At 45.4% G+C, this 17,165-nt stretch carries 20 protein-coding genes and 1 pseudogene; 6 read left to right on the top strand and 15 right to left on the bottom strand.

Features of this window, described 5'->3' with window-relative positions:
- Positions 1–2: 2 nt before the first annotated feature.
- Positions 3–1,070: an amidohydrolase family protein gene (locus OB236_RS30650; RefSeq protein WP_262687373.1), complete on the bottom strand. Its 1,068-nt coding sequence runs from the start codon at positions 1,068–1,070 to the stop codon at positions 3–5.
- 662 nt (positions 1,071–1,732) lie between these two features.
- The gene (locus tag OB236_RS30645) at positions 1,733–2,005 is read right to left on the bottom strand and encodes a hypothetical protein (protein WP_262687372.1); all 273 of its coding nucleotides are present in this window, start codon (positions 2,003–2,005) and stop codon (positions 1,733–1,735) included.
- A 34-nt stretch (positions 2,006–2,039) separates the two neighbouring features.
- On the opposite strand from OB236_RS30645, the pseudogene OB236_RS39860 reads away from it, so the two are divergent.
- From OB236_RS39860 to OB236_RS30630, 3 genes and pseudogenes are all read left to right on the top strand, one after another.
- Positions 2,040–2,309, top strand: a pseudogene (locus OB236_RS39860) (NmrA family NAD(P)-binding protein); the annotation flags it as partial.
- Positions 2,310–2,344: 35 nt separating this feature from the next.
- The gene (locus OB236_RS30635; protein WP_262687370.1) at positions 2,345–2,887 is read left to right on the top strand and encodes an SDR family oxidoreductase; all 543 of its coding nucleotides are present in this window, start codon (positions 2,345–2,347) and stop codon (positions 2,885–2,887) included.
- The gene (locus OB236_RS30630; protein ID WP_262687369.1) at positions 2,857–3,054 is read left to right on the top strand and encodes a sigma factor; all 198 of its coding nucleotides are present in this window, start codon (positions 2,857–2,859) and stop codon (positions 3,052–3,054) included. The genes OB236_RS30635 and OB236_RS30630 overlap by 31 nt, the downstream gene beginning before the upstream one ends.
- A 345-nt stretch (positions 3,055–3,399) precedes the next feature.
- On the opposite strand, the gene OB236_RS30625 is transcribed toward OB236_RS30630, so the two are convergent.
- The 6 genes from OB236_RS30625 to OB236_RS30600 form a co-directional block, all read right to left on the bottom strand.
- Positions 3,400–4,578, bottom strand: a complete 1,179-nt coding sequence (locus OB236_RS30625; protein ID WP_262687367.1) for an MFS transporter — start codon at positions 4,576–4,578, stop codon at positions 3,400–3,402.
- Between the two features lie 220 nt (positions 4,579–4,798).
- Positions 4,799–5,371, bottom strand: a complete 573-nt coding sequence (locus OB236_RS30620; protein ID WP_262687365.1) for a TetR/AcrR family transcriptional regulator — start codon at positions 5,369–5,371, stop codon at positions 4,799–4,801.
- Positions 5,372–5,763: 392 nt separating this feature from the next.
- Positions 5,764–6,660 carry an SDR family oxidoreductase gene (locus OB236_RS30615; protein ID WP_262687364.1) on the bottom strand — a complete coding sequence of 299 codons (897 nt, stop codon included), beginning with the start codon at positions 6,658–6,660 and terminating at the stop codon, positions 5,764–5,766.
- A gap of 190 nt (positions 6,661–6,850) precedes the next feature.
- Positions 6,851–7,828, bottom strand: coding sequence for an AraC family transcriptional regulator (locus OB236_RS30610; RefSeq protein ID WP_262687362.1), 978 nt, complete (start codon positions 7,826–7,828; stop codon positions 6,851–6,853).
- Positions 7,829–8,438: 610 nt separating this feature from the next.
- Positions 8,439–8,876, bottom strand: a complete 438-nt coding sequence (locus OB236_RS30605; RefSeq protein WP_262687361.1) for an S-layer homology domain-containing protein — start codon at positions 8,874–8,876, stop codon at positions 8,439–8,441.
- A 170-nt stretch (positions 8,877–9,046) separates the two neighbouring features.
- Positions 9,047–9,337 (bottom strand): hypothetical protein, encoded by a 291-nt coding sequence (locus OB236_RS30600; RefSeq protein WP_262687360.1) that lies wholly within the window; start codon positions 9,335–9,337, stop codon positions 9,047–9,049.
- A gap of 186 nt (positions 9,338–9,523) precedes the next feature.
- On the opposite strand from OB236_RS30600, the gene OB236_RS30595 reads away from it, so the two are divergent.
- Entirely contained in the window at positions 9,524–10,027 is a 504-nt protein-coding gene (locus tag OB236_RS30595; RefSeq protein WP_262687358.1) for a hypothetical protein, read from the top strand.
- Here the strand turns inward: OB236_RS30595 and OB236_RS30590 are convergent.
- The 5 genes from OB236_RS30590 to OB236_RS30570 form a co-directional block, all read right to left on the bottom strand.
- Positions 9,994–10,368 (bottom strand): response regulator, encoded by a 375-nt coding sequence (locus OB236_RS30590; protein WP_262687357.1) that lies wholly within the window; start codon positions 10,366–10,368, stop codon positions 9,994–9,996. The genes OB236_RS30595 and OB236_RS30590 overlap by 34 nt on opposite strands.
- A gap of 15 nt (positions 10,369–10,383) precedes the next feature.
- Complete coding sequence (locus OB236_RS30585; protein ID WP_262687355.1) at positions 10,384–10,512, bottom strand: response regulator; 129 nt, start codon at positions 10,510–10,512, stop codon at positions 10,384–10,386.
- A 325-nt stretch (positions 10,513–10,837) separates the two neighbouring features.
- Positions 10,838–10,963: a hypothetical protein gene (locus OB236_RS30580; RefSeq protein ID WP_262687416.1), complete on the bottom strand. Its 126-nt coding sequence runs from the start codon at positions 10,961–10,963 to the stop codon at positions 10,838–10,840.
- A 92-nt stretch (positions 10,964–11,055) separates the two neighbouring features.
- Positions 11,056–12,018 (bottom strand): L-threonine 3-dehydrogenase, encoded by a 963-nt coding sequence (locus OB236_RS30575; RefSeq protein WP_262687354.1) that lies wholly within the window; start codon positions 12,016–12,018, stop codon positions 11,056–11,058.
- On the bottom strand, positions 12,015–13,208 hold the full coding sequence (locus OB236_RS30570) for a glycine C-acetyltransferase (protein ID WP_262687352.1): 1,194 nt from the start codon (positions 13,206–13,208) through the stop codon (positions 12,015–12,017). The genes OB236_RS30575 and OB236_RS30570 overlap by 4 nt, the downstream gene beginning before the upstream one ends.
- Before the next feature lie 590 nt (positions 13,209–13,798).
- Here OB236_RS30570 and OB236_RS30565 point away from each other — a divergent pair.
- The gene (locus OB236_RS30565; RefSeq protein WP_262687351.1) at positions 13,799–14,173 is read left to right on the top strand and encodes a Gfo/Idh/MocA family protein; all 375 of its coding nucleotides are present in this window, start codon (positions 13,799–13,801) and stop codon (positions 14,171–14,173) included.
- 235 nt (positions 14,174–14,408) lie between these two features.
- On the opposite strand, the gene thiD is transcribed toward OB236_RS30565, so the two are convergent.
- Positions 14,409–15,221, bottom strand: a complete 813-nt coding sequence (gene thiD, locus OB236_RS30560; RefSeq protein ID WP_262687350.1) for a bifunctional hydroxymethylpyrimidine kinase/phosphomethylpyrimidine kinase — start codon at positions 15,219–15,221, stop codon at positions 14,409–14,411.
- Between the two features lie 254 nt (positions 15,222–15,475).
- Positions 15,476–15,607 (bottom strand): hypothetical protein, encoded by a 132-nt coding sequence (locus tag OB236_RS30555; protein WP_262687349.1) that lies wholly within the window; start codon positions 15,605–15,607, stop codon positions 15,476–15,478.
- A 91-nt stretch (positions 15,608–15,698) separates the two neighbouring features.
- Between OB236_RS30555 and OB236_RS30550 the strand changes: the two genes are divergently transcribed.
- Entirely contained in the window at positions 15,699–16,793 is a 1,095-nt protein-coding gene (locus OB236_RS30550; protein WP_262687348.1) for a hypothetical protein, read from the top strand.
- Positions 16,794–17,165 lie beyond the last annotated feature (372 nt).

Genomic DNA, 17,165 nt, shown 5'->3' with positions numbered 1-17,165 from the left:
CCTCACAGTCCATAAAGCTCTCTGGCGTTGTCTGAAAAAATTCGGTTGTAAAGTTCTGCTGGTAGTTTTGGAAACGCCCTTGTCGGTGAATCGAAGTCCCAATGCGGATAATCGCTGGAAAACATCAGGATATTTTTGGCATCCATCATCTCCAAAATTTGCAGCAAGTACTGGTCATTATCCGGACGTTCGATCGGCTGCGATGTCACTCGAAGGTGGTCCCGTAAATATTCAGATGGTCTTTTGGTTAGCCATGGTACTTCGAATCGTAATCCTTTATATTCCGCATCCAAGCGCCATAAAAGTGTTGGCACCCAAGATACGCCACCTTCTACAAGCACAACCTTGAACTTGGGGAATTTCTCGAACACACCTTCAGTAAGGAAGCTGACTAGATGCGCTTGAAAGCTTAATGACAGACAAGTATGCCATTCGATGTAATGGGTCGGATAGCCGGGTGATGGCTGTTCATTGATACCCATACCGTCCGTCCCAGGATGAATGGCAAAAGGAAACCCGTTACGTTCGCACGCTTCGTAGATGGGATAATATTGACGCTGTCCGAACGGTGCACGGGCTCCGGAATCGGTCATAACCTGCACGAAGTGGGGATGTCCTGCCCAACGGTCGATTTCTTTGGCAGCGACCGCAGGATCTTGATGGGCAATGGTGATGGAACCCTTGAATACGCCATCCATGTTGTATTTGCCAAGCCATGTATCAGCCAGCCAGTCATTATAGGCCGACGCTATAGCTGAAGCGTAATCGGGATCAGGATGCATATTACAGAAGGCTCGAGGCAGCAGGATCGCATGATCGACCCCATACTCATCTATAAGTTGTTTCCGCAAAAAGGCAGGATCTGTTCCTGTACCACCCCCTCCAGGTGGTATTGCGTCCAAACGGGATCCATGACCCGGGTTTTCGTAAAAGCCTCTACCACCCGGCTTATAACGGTCTCTCCAAGGCTGCGGCATATATTGCTTCAGTTCATCTGCATGTTTGGGATATACATGAACATCGCAATCGACAATCCCTTGTTTACGTTGCCCTCCATCAGTGTGGCTCATCAATTTGTTCCTCCTTCTTTATAATCTCTGCTTGCAAACTTTAAGTTAGCATCATCTGAAGCGGCATTCTATAGATACTTTTTGCACTTGAAAGTAAGGCGAAGAAATAAGGGTATTTGAAAAGAAAACGAAATAATTTGCACCTGTGACATAATATGTCCTGATTAAAAGTACAACCTCAGAAGCCTTCTTTTATCATTTAATTTTCAACCATTCTTTTAATTAAGCACAATTCGCTTTTATCTCAACTAACTTTAATTCTTCCGTATACTCTTTAAATTGCTGTCTCCAATATTTCCATTAAAATTTTATGAGCCTGTAAAGATATTTTATCTTGAGGGCTTTTTTTGTTAGATTCCTATGCTACTAAAAAAATCTTTTAACGTCTTATTTCAATCCTAATCCATTTAATGATTTTAGTGTGTCTATTTAAAGTATAGTTCGATAATCCTCATAGAAGGAATATGTGTAATATCATTGTTTGTGCGGGTGATCATAGAGGAAGTTGTAATTCATTCTGCGTGTTTATTTAATAGTTTTTAAATTTATGCTATTTGGCACGCTCCTATGTTGATAATGTGGCATCGTGCGCCGCACCCGCGATACGGGTTTCAACTTTACCGCCCGTAACGCCAATTTTGTGAATCAATTTGCGATGCTCCTCAACGAAGGGATGATTGGACAAGCTCCGCAAGACATAGATCGTACCATTTTCGACATCCCCAATCCCACGTTTCGCTGAACAATGGCCCGGTAAGCGGCACAGTCAAGCGGCGTCCAGCCTCGTCTTTGTACAGCGCACACTGCAAAGACCTGAGCAGGAGATTGCTTTTCAGTACCGTTGGAATATATGACTCTGAGTCTGGGATCAGGATGGCCATTCGTGCTTGAAACTCATCCTCCTTCTCAGCCACGTAGACAAGTTGACCGCCCAAAACAAAGAAGTCCCCCGGATCGACACTAGTTTTTATGCTTATGGGACTTCGTGGGTTCAGCCATGTCACATTCCGGATTGCTGCGTCGTCTTTAGAGTGTAACAGGAACACTGGCGAAGGAGGAATGGAGATGAAAATCGCTGTCGTTGGAGAGACCGGGATGTTGGGTCGCCACGTCGTCAAGGAATTGCGCCTAAGGGGCCATGAAGTTCGCCTGCTAAGCCGGAATGCGCGCGAACATCGGATCGATCTGATCACAGGGGAAGGACTGACTTCCGCTTTGAAATGCTGCGACGTTGTCGTCGATGCCAGCACGCACAGAAGCAAGCCGAAGAAATTTTGGTCAACGGCTCACGTCGGCTGCTCGCCGCTGAAGAAGAGGTCGGAGTCGGCCACCATATATGCGTTTCTATTATTGGCTGCGAAAAAGTACCGTTCAAATATTACCGCGTCAAAATGGAGCAGGAGCGCGTTATCGAACATGGAAAAGTGCCTTATACGATTGTGCGCGCGACGCAGTTTCACGAATATATCGCAGCAATGCTTGTGCAAGCCGGGCGTTTGAAGATGCTGCCGCTGCCACATATGCCGTTGCAAACTGTCGCTGTCTCCGAGGTAGCTCAAACGGTCGCCAACGCGGCAGAGGCTACGCCACGGAAAGGGCGTATAGAAATCGCGGGACCCGAGATCATAGACGCTCTTGAGCTGGCTCGCATTTGGCGTACGGTTACCACCGGTACGCGGGGGCTGCTTCTTCCGATCCCGTTGTTCGGAAATATCAAAAGGAAGCTGCGTGCCGGAGCGCTAACGGCGAACCGGCCGGATATTCGTGGAAAACTGAGATTCTCCGAATGTGCAAAAGAGAAGGAGCGTTATCGATGAGTGAGCAATACGGAAAAGCGAGCTTTCTAAACCCGATTAACAGCGACGCGCTTTCGCGGGCGTTTGAAGCCCATCGCCCCCGTCTGCTGAGGGTGGCTTATGTGATTGTCGGCTCCATCGCCGAAGCCGAGGATTGCGTTCAGGAAGCATGGCTGCGGGTGCAGTGAATGGATCATCCGGCTGACATCGGTGACCTCGCGGCGTATCTGACGACGACCGTCGGCCGGCTGGCGCTTGATGCGTTGGGAAGTGCCCGTGCCCGGCGGTAGCATTACGTCAAATGAATAAGACTACAACAGAGATTCAAATCTTAAATGATACAATGCGCGATGAACCGTATGTATGGATTCCTGATCATCCCAGCCGCTATAAAAATCGGGCATGCTCATTCACCCTAATCCAAGGGCGGGTACTTCCAACCCTCTTGATCCTAATGCTCTTTTTTCCATGGTGAATCCCCTTTCCGTATTAAAGACTTCGACTTTGCTTTTTGGTATTAAATTAATCTTTTCTTACTCGCTCTCAAGTACATCTGATGCTTTTTTCTTTCCCATTAATATAGAAATCATTGCAAATACAGTTGCAAGTATGACGACTAAACCACCGACCCAGCCGATCGACGACAAGGTTAACCGCTCTACAACCACTCCGCCCAAAGCTGCACCCAAGGCAACACCAAGGTGGAAGGCGGATGAGTTCAAGCTCAGTATAATTTCGGTTGATTTAGGGGCCGTAGTTACCAGATAGAACTGTTGTGCAGGAGCAGTTGTCCAAGCTCCAAACATCCAGATTGCAAGAATAAACAGGGCACCTACAAAAGTAACCGCAGCGAACGGGAGGAAGAACAAGGCAATAACATGAATCAACAGACTGACAATCAGTGTAGGGGCAATTCCCCATTTATCAGCGCCGTAGCCTCCAACACGTGCTCCTACAACAGCCATTAAACCCATGCCAAGCAAGACGAGACTAATCGTATTGGTATTGAGGCCAGCATTTTCGCGTAGTAACGGCGCAAGGTATGTGGAAACAACAGAGTAACCGGTAATAAAGAACAGGGAAGTTAATAAACCGCTGATTACTTTGAAATCTTTGAGAACAGACAATTGCTTGGATAAAGGAATCGTTTCTTGTCCAGACATTTTAGGTATTGCTTTTACAATCGCAATAATAGGAATGATGGTGATAATTCCAAGAATTGCGAAGATCCAGCGCCACCCCATATATTCACCAATTAAGGTTCCTAAAGGAAGGCCGACAACGAGCGCAAGACTCGTACCCATCAAGATCGTGCCAATCGCACCTCCTCTTTTCTCTGGAGGAGCAATTTGTGCGGCAATCCCCAAAGCCACTACCGCGAATACCCCCGCACTCACACCCAAAATAGCACGGGATATCATCAATATAGTAAAGTTAGGGCTCAGGACAGCGATGACATTACCGATAAGGAAGGTAAGAAGTGCTATGAACAGCAGCTTTTTTCGATCTGTTTTTGAAGTGAGTGCGATTACAATTGGCGTTCCTATCGCGTAGGCTATCGAATACATGGCAACCAATTGTCCAGCTAAGCCAATAGAGACATTTATATCAGTGGCAATCATGTCCAGAATACCTGTAATAATTGATTCGGCCGTACCGACCACAGTTGCGCCTAATGCAAGCAAGTAAATAATCCATTTGTAGTTCTTCATGAAATAATTGATCCCCTTTGTTTGTCAAATCTATTGTTTTTATTGTTTGAAATCATACAGTTTCTTCTTTTGGATTACTTCTCACCCTATGGGAATCCATGCCTTGAACATTCGATTGCAAAAATGAAAATCACCCCCTTAAATTTATCGAACGATCGATCAGAATGATCTAAAAAAATATATCGAACGATCGATCAATTTAATTTAAAAAAAGAGCTGATTATACTTTAATAGCATCCCAGCTCATTTGAATCATTTTCTCAATGTTTATTGAATTAAACTCATACGCCCCATTTAAATACTCTTTTCCCATTTCAGCAAAAGGTAAACAGGAGTATGTAACCAATAGATTCGTTTCCAAATCCTTGAAAAAACCTTCTTTAATTCCCCTTTCAAACAAAGGGTACATCGGCTTAAACACACCACCATTTTGATCCTTACAGTTTTTACGTATAAAGGGTGAGCCGATAAACTGTTCCATTAACAAAAAGCTGTCCTTATTATTTAATATATAATTTGAATAATTTCGCAAAATATTCTCAAACCCCACTTTTACGGGTGTACTCTCTGTTACACCATGAAACATGAGCTGGTGCATTTGATCCTTGAGCAGAAAATACAATTTGATCAGCATATCCTCTTTGCTTTCAAAATAAAAATAAATGATCGAAGAAGAGATATTCGCCCTTTTAGCAATTTTTGAGATGGATATTTCAGAAAGGCCACTTTCATTGAGAAGTTCGATCGTAGCCTGATAAATAAGGTTCACTTTGCTTTCGGATTTAGTTTTCATACTCAAAAATATAATCGAACGATCGATCATTGTCAATAGACTATTTGACTTTTGCATTCGCATTGTCACTGATATAAAGTTTGACCTTGAATACATATTGCATGACGTTCACTTCGGTTCTCCAATATATGTACATCAGTTTGCTCGACACCAATTGGTAACTATTAACAATCGCTTTCAACTCAACCTTGACAAATCGTTGAACGGAACGTTCACAGCTCACAGCCCTTGCAGCCAAAATCTTAGGTGCTCCTAAACCGATAGACTCTATAAATTAAGTATTAGACTGCCCACGAAATCGAAACAGCGCCAGTTATAGACGAGAAAAGAAAGTCCTAGACTGACGCTGTAAATCATTCGATTGAAGTTTTTTTGTTTTTCTTCTCCAGCAGTCAAGTTGTAAAGTACTGCTCCCGGTCGAGGTCTGGAATGAGTGCTGGCTGTACGGGAAACCACCCGAACCGCTTCTGTGTCAGGACACTTGACGCCGGAGCGTCCATCGAAACAAAGTGCGCCAGCCAACCAAAATGGTCGGCTGCTTCCTCTGGAGATTGGCCGATAACTGGCACATTCAGACGATGGCCGATTATGCTGGCGATGTCACGAATGGGCACGCCCTCTTCGCCAATCGCGTGCAGTACGGTACCTGTAGGTGCCGTCTCAAGCGCCAACCGATAGAGACGTGCAGCATCAAGTCGATGCACAGCGGACCAACGGTTAGCGCCATCGCCCACATAGGCGGAGAAACCCGATCTTCGGGCGGCATTGATCAAGGCCGGGACGAAGCCGTGATCCCCATCGCCATGTACCGATGGGGGAAGCCTTACCACCGATACGCGCACGCCTTGCGACACCATCGAAAGCGCTGCCGCTTCCGAAGCTACGCGGTGCGAACCGGCGGAATTAGAATCGGCCGCATCTTCTTCCGTCCCGAGGCGACCCGGCGTAAGAAGCCCGATCGCGGAGGTGACAACCAAGGGGCGGCCAGAGTTGGCGAGCACTGCGCCGAATGCCTCGATCGCAAGCCTGTCCGTCTTACCTGCTGCCGCAATGGCCGAAAAGTTGTGAATGAAGGCGGTGTGAATGACGCCATCCGCTGCATCCGCTCCGCGCCTCAGGCTGTCGAGATCATCCAGACCGCCGCGATGTACTGCGGCTCCAACCGCGGCAAGCGATGCGGCGGCCTCATCCGAGCGAGCGAGTCCAAGCACCTCGTGCCCTGCGTCGATCAATTCGCGTACGATGGCAGAGCCGATGAAGCCTGTCGCGCCAGTAACAAAAACACGCATAGTGAAGTCCTCCTTAAGCTGTTTAGTAGTAGAGCTGCTTGAATCGCCGCGGGGGCACAAAAACGATCTGCACCGTTGGCCTCAAGTCTAAACTCTAAACTCATTATAGTCTTCGTTTCGCCCAGAGGTTTGCCTGTTCCACGTCACTTTTTGCCTGATCCTCCAAGAAGAACTAAAAACCCGCAAAGCCTTATGGCCGCGGGTTAAGAGAGGAAAGTATCTGTGTTTGTTGACGCCATCTAGCAATGTCTCTGCTTGGCGGGCTTCCGAAAAAGCGGCTGTAGTCCCGGCTAAATTGGGGGGTGCTAACATACCCCACTAGCTGGCATGCAGATGTGGCATCCATTGAGCTAACGACCATCAGCCGTCTTGCTTCATGAAGGCGCAGTGCTTTTTGGTATTGCAGCGGGCTCATCGAAGTGACTCCCTTAAAATGCTCATGAAATGAAGACACACTCATGTGTACCAGCTCGGCCAAATCGGCAACCTTCATCTGCTGGGCGAAGTTGTCGCGGAGCCAGGCAATGGCTTTTGTAACTCGCTGCACACCTGAATCCGCAAAACCAATCTCAGCCAAGTGAACGCCGATGGGACCACGCAGGACTCGCAGCACAATCTCATCCATCACGAGTGGGGCAAGCAATTCAGCATCTCCAGGATTAGGCAGATACTCCAACAGCCTTCTCACCGCATTAACAATGCCCAAATCAGCGGCCATAACGTAACCCGCACTCCGCTGACGAATTGGAGGCAGGCCCTGGGGGTACACTTTCAGGACCAGCTCCGCGATCCTCTGCGGGTCGAGATCCAGCCTAACCCCGAGGAACGGCTCGGATGGACTTGCCTGTGTGGTCTGAAGAGCGACCGGCAGGGCAACGGGGAGCATAAGCATATTCGACCTGTTGAATCCATAGACCTCCTGCCCCAACGTTATGGCCTTTGCCCCTTGTGCAACGATTAACAAAGAGGGCAAATAGAAGGTTTTCACGTAGTCCGTTTCTATTCGCGAATAGCGCCCGATGCTCAAACCGGGGATGCGCTGGCTGAAGGTACCGTCATGTGGAGCAAGGTTATAGATCAGGCGTGCCAGTTGGGCTGCTTCTGCATCAAGCGACTCCTCGGCGTTGATTGATGCTAGTGAAACCGCATGTTTATCTATTATCTTCATCGTTGCGAAAGCAGCTCCTTTCCACGCTATTTTCGGTCATACACCAAAAATTAAATGCTTATCCTTGCCAAAATCACTGTTTATGAGCTCAATATTATTAAAAAGCCAATGCGATTTAATATTGACCACTACCGCGCTGTTAATCCTTTTGCCGGGTTGGGAATGACGATATCATCTTGAAATTTACCAATCTCATTTAACTTAATATTGTATTTCATCTGGTACAGCACAATTTTATTGAAAGTTTCCTGGGTTTGGATCAACACCCCACAAGATATACAAGAATTTCTCAATTTCAGTATAGTTGAAAACAAAGACCTGTTACAATGTAAATCAACAATAAGGAACTAGAGCCCCTTCGATCAACTTAGGTTGTATCGTATGGCTGCTTTGTTCAAAAACCCATTCCGAAGTGTTGCTGTATACCCGGGATGATTATTTGGAGCTGTTCCATTCATTAAGCTGCTTTTGTGCTTCTGCGATAACGATATCTGATCCGCTGGCTTCATTTTAGCCAAAAATTCCAGTTTCTGTTTTCAAAGGCTCCGTATCCATCACAGATCGAATATTTTGGAAACCTTGGCGTTTGTGTTGAATTCCAGTATTTTTATCATCCAGATCGAATGGATGCCCCCGGTACAAAGCTGGCATGGTTTCCATCGGCAAACTCCCAGTTTATCCCCGGCGACAGTAGTTCACCTGCGGTCTTTTCCATCTTTACCACGACATGGCGCTCATAGCTCCATTTTTTCGCCTGGTATTGGAATTCTGCCCAGTGTGTTTCCGTATCGGCAAAGGTTTTGCCTTCTTGCTCCCCAAGCTGGAACGCTTGGACGATAACAGTTACGAATTCCGCTCTTGTGATGTTCGCATCAGGCTTAAATGTGTTGTCTGGATAACCGTTTATCGCGCCGAGTTTCACCAGTTCCCGCACGTTCGATTCGTACCATTGCCCTTTGATATCGTCAAAGTCCGCTTCATTTGTTTGCAGCTGCTCGGTTTTCGCTTTATCCAATGCTAGAACGGCAAACTTCGTAAAATGGTTCACCGATCCGGATGACGCTGATATTACCCTTATAGGCGCTGTGGATAACAGTGGTCTGATTTTTGATCTTTTGGCAGGAGCGAGTTACTACACTTCGGTTGTTGAGTAGAAGGTGAAGAGCGTGAAGGGTAGTTTCAGCACAGCTGATATAAGCAACGTACAATCAAGATCTCTTATTCGACGAGTAAAGAAAACCACAGAATAAAAAAAACAAGAAGTACAATTATTAGTACTCCAGCAAAAGCGGCAATCCAAAAACCTTTTGATTTAAAAAAATCAGTGTCTACCGAATTCATGTTCAAGGACGGGCCAAAAAACTCTTTCTCCTCTCTCCCTAAATTTTTTAAACAAATTTTATAATAAGACTCCGCATATGATTCATCGAAACTCTGCATTTTGTCCCATATCTCCATGTAAATGACTCTTATTTCCTCTTTCCTCTCACTTTCCCTAAGGGGTGCCATAATTAAAACTCCTATCTAAAAGATTGGAATCTACCATTTTACATACTATTCATTTAAACATAGATAATAGTTAAACGAAAATTATATATACATAATATATCAAAAAAGGTATTTTATAATAAATATGTTAAGGTGACAAATCACCTAAATTATTCCATTTAAGGAAAAAAAGATTACACGTCGTTTTTGGGAACTATGGCTCTTTTTCTTATCTCTTCTGTATCACTATTTAGTACTACAAGTGCAAGTGCTGTATCATCAGAGGAAGCCGCAGTAAAACAATCTGTTAAAAACTATATTAGCGCGGTCGAAAAGAAAGATGTTAATGAAATGGTTCAATGGGTTACAGATATCCGAGTCTCGCCTGACAAACAAAAATTGTTATATAACCAGGTACTGAACAACAACCCGTTTTCTGATTCAAAGTTAATTGATTTTAAGCAAGACGGGGAAAAATGGATCGCGAACATTGCATTAAATCGAAAAGATGATACTCAAACCACCGAAGTTGTTTCTATACACTTAATAAAAGATAATGGAAAATGGAAATTGCTAATTGAAGGTGTGTCGACAAGAAACGAAAAATCTTTATCTTCGAAGGCTGGACCTTCTTCAAAATCGTCTATTATTACTCCATTATCTACTAGTGTTTCTAATTATTCTTTTTCACTTGGTAAATCGGGTGGATGATTCACCAGAAGAGCAAAATATTCCTCCCTGAGCACAGGCATGCTCTCCCGCAACTTAATCTCCATATCTTGCACTTTAAGAAGCCTTGACCTTTCCTGTATGATTTGCAGCTTAGCCTTCAGGATCACTTCTGTAATATCTTCTTCCGTAAAGGGTTTGACGACAAAGTCGAAAGCTTCTAGCTGAACAGCCTGCTTGGCATACTCAAAATCGGTGTAGCCGCTGATGAGAATGACCTTGCACGAATGGTTCAGCTCGAGAATCGCTCGCAGCATGTTAAGACCATCCATCTTGGGCATGCGGATATCCGTAATAATCAGGTCTGGTTTGACACGCTTCACAAGCTCAAGTCCATCCTATCCATTAGCTGAAGAACCAACGAGCGTAATGCCATGCTCATCAGCCCATTCAATCGCGGTTAATCCATCCACCACACTCTTAATATCATCGATGATGCATAAAGTAATCTGTTCATGGTTGTACATCGGGATGTTCTCCAGCTATCAATTGTCAATGTGCCAGTCAATCCGTCAGAATCAAATCTCCAACAAACTTACAATCAATCTCAGATAGAGCAGCGTTTATTATTCCACCGAGCTCCTTCAGAATACTTCTCTTTTGTCGTTCGTTAGCAGATGGGAAACATACAGACATGGAGCGGGAAGCAGTAACCATCGCTATTACACTGCTCCAATCGCCTTTAAAAACGAGAAGCGAACCAAAGTCGGATTTTAGTTTGTGATCTAGATAATGTACTTTGTTGGTGTTCTTACTCACTGTAATGCCAGCGCTCTCAAGCAATGCTTCCGCTTACTTGCCAGTCAAATCCCATGTCCGAACAACCAACAGCATGAGATGATTATCCGTACTCCCGGATACAAGCTGCGCTCTTTCCTCCAGCAATACCGTAGCTAATATTTGTGCATTGGCGATCACCAAACCTAAAGAATCGTCACCCGGAAATTTTACGGGTGACGGCGATTATTGGGTTTGAGCCTGAATCAGGCAGAAGTGAACCCCCCTCTCTCTTAATTTGCTTTGAGTAAAAATTTAGGGCGCAACTGCGCAAGCATGTCTTCCGTCATTTTGGTAAGATCGTATTCCGCTTTAAAGCCCCATTCTTGCTTGGCTGCCGTAGCATCGATGGAGTTGGGCCAGCTGTCTGCTATGCTCTGACGGGCAGCATCGATGGCGTACTCCAGTTTGAATTCAGGGATATGCTTTTTAATTTCTGCTGCAAAATCCTCCGGTTCAACGCTCATGGCCGTAATGTTAAATGCATTTCTATGGATGAGTGTAGAACTATCCGCTTCCATCAAGGCAATGATCGCATTCAACGCGTCTGGCATATACATCATGTCCATATAGGTTCCTTTACCAATATTCGAAGTATATTTGACGTTCTTCATCGCTTCATAGTAAATTTCCACTGCATAGTCAGTTGTGCCGCCGCCTGGAGGTGTGACATAGGAAATTAATCCGGGAAAACGCAGCCCTCTGGTATCAACGCCAAATTTGTGGTAGTAATAGTCACATAGCAGCTCGCCGGCGACTTTATTCACGCCGTACATCGTCGTCGGCCGCTGGACGGTGTCCTGCGGTGTATTGTTTTTAGGTGTTGTCGGACCGAATGCCCCGATGGAGCTCGGTGTAAAGAACTGGCATTGCAATTCTCTGGCAACTTCCAGCGCATTGACCAGTCCGCCCATATTCAAATTCCAGGCGAAAAGCGGTTTCGTTTCCGCAATCGCTGACAACAAAGCAGCCAGGTGCATAATGGTATCGACCTGATACGTTTCGGCAATGTCAAACATGCTTTTGGCATCCGTGACATCAAGCACTTCATAGGGACCTGATTGGGCAAGCTGCGTTTCTTCATTTTTCCTGATGTCTGTTGCGACGACATTGTCCGCACCGTAAATGTCTCGCAGTTTCGTTGTAAGCTCGGAACCGATTTGACCTAAAGCACCGGTGATTAATATTTTTTTCATTGTAAGATCCCCATCTCTTTCCCAACTTTTTCATAAATGGCAACTGCACGATCGAGCATCTCCGTTGTATGTGCCGCTATCGGCATATTCCTTACCCGGCCTGTGTTTTTAGGTACGGTTGGCAATACGATCGCTTTGGCATATACACCTTCTTCAAATAGCCTTTTACTGAATTCCTGGGCCTTCTGCTCTTCACCGATGATGCACGGAGTGATCGGCGTATCACTATGGCCAATGTCGAAACCCAGCTTCCTCAGGCCTTTCTTGAAATAGTTTGCATTATCCCATAGCTTGTCGTGCAATTCCGTACTGCTCATCAGAATTTCAATGGCTCTGATGGAAGCAGCCACATCTCCAGGAGGCAACGCTGTCGAGAACAGAAAAGGTCTGCTTCTTACCTTTAGCCAATCGATTAGATCCTGTCTTCCTGCCACATAGCCGCCGACGACCCCGATCGCCTTGGAGAGGGTCCCGATTTGAAAATCAATCTTGTCCGACAGTCCAAAATGTTTGACAGTTCCCGCACCTTTTCCTAAAACTCCGGAGCCATGCGCATCGTCAACATAAGTGATGAGCTCAAATTCCTCTGCCACTTCTGCAATTTCGGGGAGCTTTGCAATATCGCCATCCATCGAGAAGACGCCATCTGTAATCACCATGATTTTCTTATATAACCTAGATTCTTTGGCTTGTTTGGCTTTCGCCCGCAAATCGTCGATGTCGGAATGGTTAAACGCAATAATTTTGGCTCTTGAGAGTCTACACCCATCAATGATGGAAGCATGGTTCAATTGATCTGAAAGAATGGCATCATCTTTATCCATAACGCCAGAAATCGCAGCCATATTGCAATTAAAACCGGATTGGTAAGCGATTGCAGCTTCTGTGTGCTTAAACTCAGCAAGCTTTTGTTCCAGCTTGACGTGCAAGTCGAGCGTCCCGTTAATGGATCTAACCGCGCCTGCGCCTACTCCAAATTTATGCGTGGCTTCCACCGCTGCAGCAATCAATCGCGCATCCGTAGCCAAACCCAAATAATTATTGGATGATAAGTTAATGAGCTCCTTACCTTTAATCGTAATGATCGGACCGTTTGCGCTTTGTAACGGGTGAATGACGTTGTACAATCCCTTGCTTTTTAACTCGGATAAATTTTCTTGCAAGAAATGCCCTAGCAATTTACTTGTCACTGTACTTTCCTCCCTTATGGATGTTCAATTTTCGCATTCTGCTAGTTCCTTGCATCCTATACGGTCATTTCTCCAAAAACAAATGTACACTGTACAGATACAAAAAATAACCTATAAAGCGGCTTTAAATAAGAGTTTATAATTATTTACTATAACACCGTTTCATTTAATTGTCCATGTGGAAAGGACACTAAATCATTATTTTTTTGCCCAGTTATACAGCGTTTCTATCTCAAATAATTCCACAAGGATTAACGGTTACGCCGTCTTTCTGAAAGAAAACGGTGCGCTTGTCCGGAAATATAATATCCATATAATTAATGTTATCACGATAATATCAGCTCTTAACGAAGTTGATGAACAACTAGATGGGTATACACTAAAATTATTGAAAATGGTACTGAAGATCAATACAACGGAGAACGAGAGTTTAAAAACACACACCATGAGGCTGCCGCAGGAAATGATATGCGAGAGGTTCCGATCGGATCTTTTCGTACCTGCTCGAGACTCCCACCCTAAAGATGACGCCCATACCGGACATAAAATGAAAAACCTTCAAACCGTTTCATCTCGGCTTGAAGGTTTCAATGGTCTCGTCAGCGATCTCAATTAATTCAACAACGAAGGAGCTTTCGGGTGGCGGCTCGTTAATTGACTTAGGTGTCCATTTCATCGATTTGGCTGTATGGCTGATGGGCAATCCCAAGCCGGTGGCTGTTACTGGCGCTACCTACACCAAATTCGCTAATAATGAAATATCCAACTCTGTCCACAGCCGTTTCGGTGAAAAGAAAGAGAACGGAGCTTCACTGCAAATTGAGTTCAGCCGGGCCTCCAATATCCTTGAGGATGCGAACTTCGTCAAACTCCGCGGCACCAAAGCGGGCAGCAATTTGCGGATTGGTGTGCTGCAGCTATACTCCGAAGCAGCAGGCCAATTGACGAACGTCACCCTGTCCTGAAAAAAGATGCCCCCAGGCCACGGAGAGCATCTTAGACATTTTATCGAAGTCGTCCAGCAGCGAGCAGAACCTATCAATCTGCCGGTTGATATGATTAAAATTTTATCAGCGATCTATACATCTGCGGAAACCGGCAGAGAGGTTGTTCAATAGCCACTTAATCCGTACAAATCATTTTCAGGATCTGTCAGATACAAACAGGTGGCTATGAATTATGGGCCATTATCTGAGCGGCTTACTTCTCCAGGCGGTAGCCTCCGTGGAAGACAGGTCCTACATATTTGTTAAAGGTGTAGCCATTCCGGATGGCTGCCGAGACGAAATCCTTGGCCTTCGCCACGGCTTCGTTCACGGACAGGCCGCAAGCTAGGCCGCCAGTAATTGCTGCGGCAAAGGTGCAGCCCGCTCCGTGGTTGTGAGCCGGCTCAATCTTGGCCGTCTGGAGGATCGTATATTCAGTGCCATCGAAGAAGATATCAACCGCTTGTTCGCCGCCCAGCGCCTTGCCGCCTTTCACGACAACATGACGTGCGCCGAGGCCGTGAATCAGGCGGGCGGCTTCCTTCATGCCCTCAATTGAAGAAATCTTGCCAAGTCCTGACAGTACGCCAGCTTCGAACAGATTAGGTGTGACCACTATAGCCAGTGGCAACAGCAGGTCGCGAATCGCTTGTGCGCTCTCGGGATTCAGCACCTCGTCTTCTCCCTTACAAACCATAACCGGATCAATAACCACGTTAGTCTGGAGATTCCCCTTAATGGCTTGCTCTGTTACACGTACAATTTCTACACTGCCCAGCATGCCGGTCTTCATGGCATCCATCGGGCCGCCTGCAAAGACAGTCTTCAATTGCTCTGCAACAATTGCGGCATCGATAGGATATACATTGTGATGCCAGCCGTTGTCAGGGTCCATCGTAACTATTGTTGTCAATGCGCTGAATCCATAGGTGCCATATTCTTCAAAGGTTTTTAGGTCCGCCTGAATGCCTGCGCCTCCACTGGAGTCGCTTCCGGCAATGGTTAAGGTTTTAATGATTCTTGACATTGAGCATGTCCCCTTCTCTTATATCTAAATTTATAAAAAACGAATTTTATTGATTATAACAAAAATCAGCATCCACGTCTTCGAAAAAGTAAAGTGCATGTTTTTGTGCTGTGATATTGTCACCATGTAACTCTTCTGTGAAAATGTCACTATGAGACAGGAGACTTTTACATTGACCGATGCCCAGATGCAAAAAGTTTTAGTCATCGAAAAAGTGATTATTGGATATCTCCAGCTTAAAACAGACAATATGGTTATATAACGGACGCCGTATCCGGCTTATGCCAGAGAAACATATAGTTCGCTTCCAGCCAATGGTCCACGCCTCCTACGAAAACGAGAGCTTTTAAACACCTTTGTGCGCCAACCGGAATAAGTTGAAGCATAGGCATCTATCCCATATGTGCTTTTGCCCCTACCGATTCATGACAAATGTGAATTTTGCTGGTCAAAGGATGGGCGCGCAAAGGAGTGTTCATGTTGATTGAAAATGTATCCCACTATTTTGCCCGCGGTAATACCGCACACGGAGTTTATTTTTTGTATAAATCGGCTTTCCAAGAGCTTGATAAGATTCTCGTCCTAATAGGTCCCCCTGGTATAGGTAAATCCACAATCTTGCGCAAATTGGCGGACAGTCTGATGGACAAAGGGCAGCACGTGCAATGCTTCCATTCCCCGCTTCGACCGGATGAGCTGGACGGCATTATTGCAACCAAATTAAAAGTTGGTATTGTCGATGGGCAAGCTAGTGAGTGGAGCATGGAGGGCGGCGCAGCTGCAACCATTGAGTTCGATTTCGGAGTGGCGCTTGATAACAGAGGTATTTCCACGGAGACTCTTGGAATGATCGAAGAGCTCAAAGGAAAGCTTATCTATGCTTATTCCAAAGCCTATGAATCCTTTGCAACCGCTTTACGGATTCATGATGAATGGGAAAAATTTTATTTCGAAAGCATGGACTTCGGTAAGGCAGACCAAATTACGCAGGAACTTATTCAGGAATTGTACGATGGTCATGAAAACTGGACACCAACCATTGGACGTCACTTGTTTTTCGGGGCAGCTACTCCGAAGGGTGCGTTTGATTTTATTCAAAGCTTGACAGCTCCGTTGAACAGACGGATTTTTATCAAAGGAAGACCGGGATCCGGTAAATCGACGCTTCTGAAAAAGCTTGCTGCTGCGGCCGAGAAGAAAGGCATCGATGTTCAAGTGTATCATTGTGGTTTTGATCCAAACAGCCTAGATATGCTGATCTTCCCGAAACTTAGCACAGCCATTTTCGACAGCACCGCCCCTCATGAATACTTTCCAGATCGGGACGGGGATGAGATCTTGGATATGTATGAACGCACCATGACCCCAGGGACGGATGAAACCTATGCAGCTGAAATAGCTGCAATTAAAGAACGATATTCGGTAAAGATGAAGGAAGCCACCTCACATTTGGCGGCAGCTGAAGCCATCGATTCACAGATTAAATCCTTTTATACGGCTGCGACGAATTTTTCAATTGTTGAGAAACTGCAACTTCAGGTGCAGTCAGAATTAATGAACCCAAGCCTATAGCAGCTGGTGAAATCGTTTTAGAGGGTGTCCCAAAAGCCATGAAAATGGCAAGGGGCACCCTCTTCTAATTGCATCTTATCGGACATCTAATAACGTGTCTGATCAATCCCCACTGATTTTCGTAAGATGGAAATATTATCCTGAAGAAAAGGCTGATTTTTTTCGACATCTCTGTTTTGCACCAAACAACTGCACTGAAAGCATCGTAAAGATCATAGAATGGTAACACTGTCTCCAGATTCACCATAGGGCGAATCGTTCGATACCCATCCATGTACGGTAGCTTTGTTCTCGGGTTTACTCCCCAAATGGTAAAGCTGAAAATACGCCATCAAAGTGAAGAATACATCTTTCATACAGCTCTGGATCGAG

The organism is Paenibacillus baimaensis, assembly GCF_025567575.1.
The sequence above is the reverse complement of the archived record's forward strand: the minus strand, read 5'-3'. Positions and strand labels throughout refer to the sequence as shown.

Coding starts and splice junctions, on each gene's coding strand:
- OB236_RS30615 (WP_262687364.1), bottom strand. CDS start 6,660: ATGCGTGTTTTTGTTACTGGCGCGACAGGCTTCATCGGCTCTGCCATC.
- thiD (WP_262687350.1), bottom strand. CDS start 15,221: ATGTCAAGAATCATTAAAACCTTAACCATTGCCGGAAGCGACTCCAGT.
- OB236_RS30600 (WP_262687360.1), bottom strand. CDS start 9,337: ATGGCACCCCTTAGGGAAAGTGAGAGGAAAGAGGAAATAAGAGTCATT.
- OB236_RS30650 (WP_262687373.1), bottom strand. CDS start 1,070: ATGAGCCACACTGATGGAGGGCAACGTAAACAAGGGATTGTCGATTGC.
- OB236_RS30565 (WP_262687351.1), top strand. CDS start 13,799: ATGGTCTCGTCAGCGATCTCAATTAATTCAACAACGAAGGAGCTTTCG.
- OB236_RS30620 (WP_262687365.1), bottom strand. CDS start 5,371: ATGAAAACTAAATCCGAAAGCAAAGTGAACCTTATTTATCAGGCTACG.
- OB236_RS30625 (WP_262687367.1), bottom strand. CDS start 4,578: ATGAAGAACTACAAATGGATTATTTACTTGCTTGCATTAGGCGCAACT.
- OB236_RS30610 (WP_262687362.1), bottom strand. CDS start 7,828: ATGAAGATAATAGATAAACATGCGGTTTCACTAGCATCAATCAACGCC.
- OB236_RS30555 (WP_262687349.1), bottom strand. CDS start 15,607: ATGCTTCAACTTATTCCGGTTGGCGCACAAAGGTGTTTAAAAGCTCTC.
- OB236_RS30630 (WP_262687369.1), top strand. CDS start 2,857: ATGTGCAAAAGAGAAGGAGCGTTATCGATGAGTGAGCAATACGGAAAA.
- OB236_RS30575 (WP_262687354.1), bottom strand. CDS start 12,018: ATGAAAAAAATATTAATCACCGGTGCTTTAGGTCAAATCGGTTCCGAG.
- OB236_RS30550 (WP_262687348.1), top strand. CDS start 15,699: ATGTTGATTGAAAATGTATCCCACTATTTTGCCCGCGGTAATACCGCA.
- OB236_RS30585 (WP_262687355.1), bottom strand. CDS start 10,512: ATGTACAACCATGAACAGATTACTTTATGCATCATCGATGATATTAAG.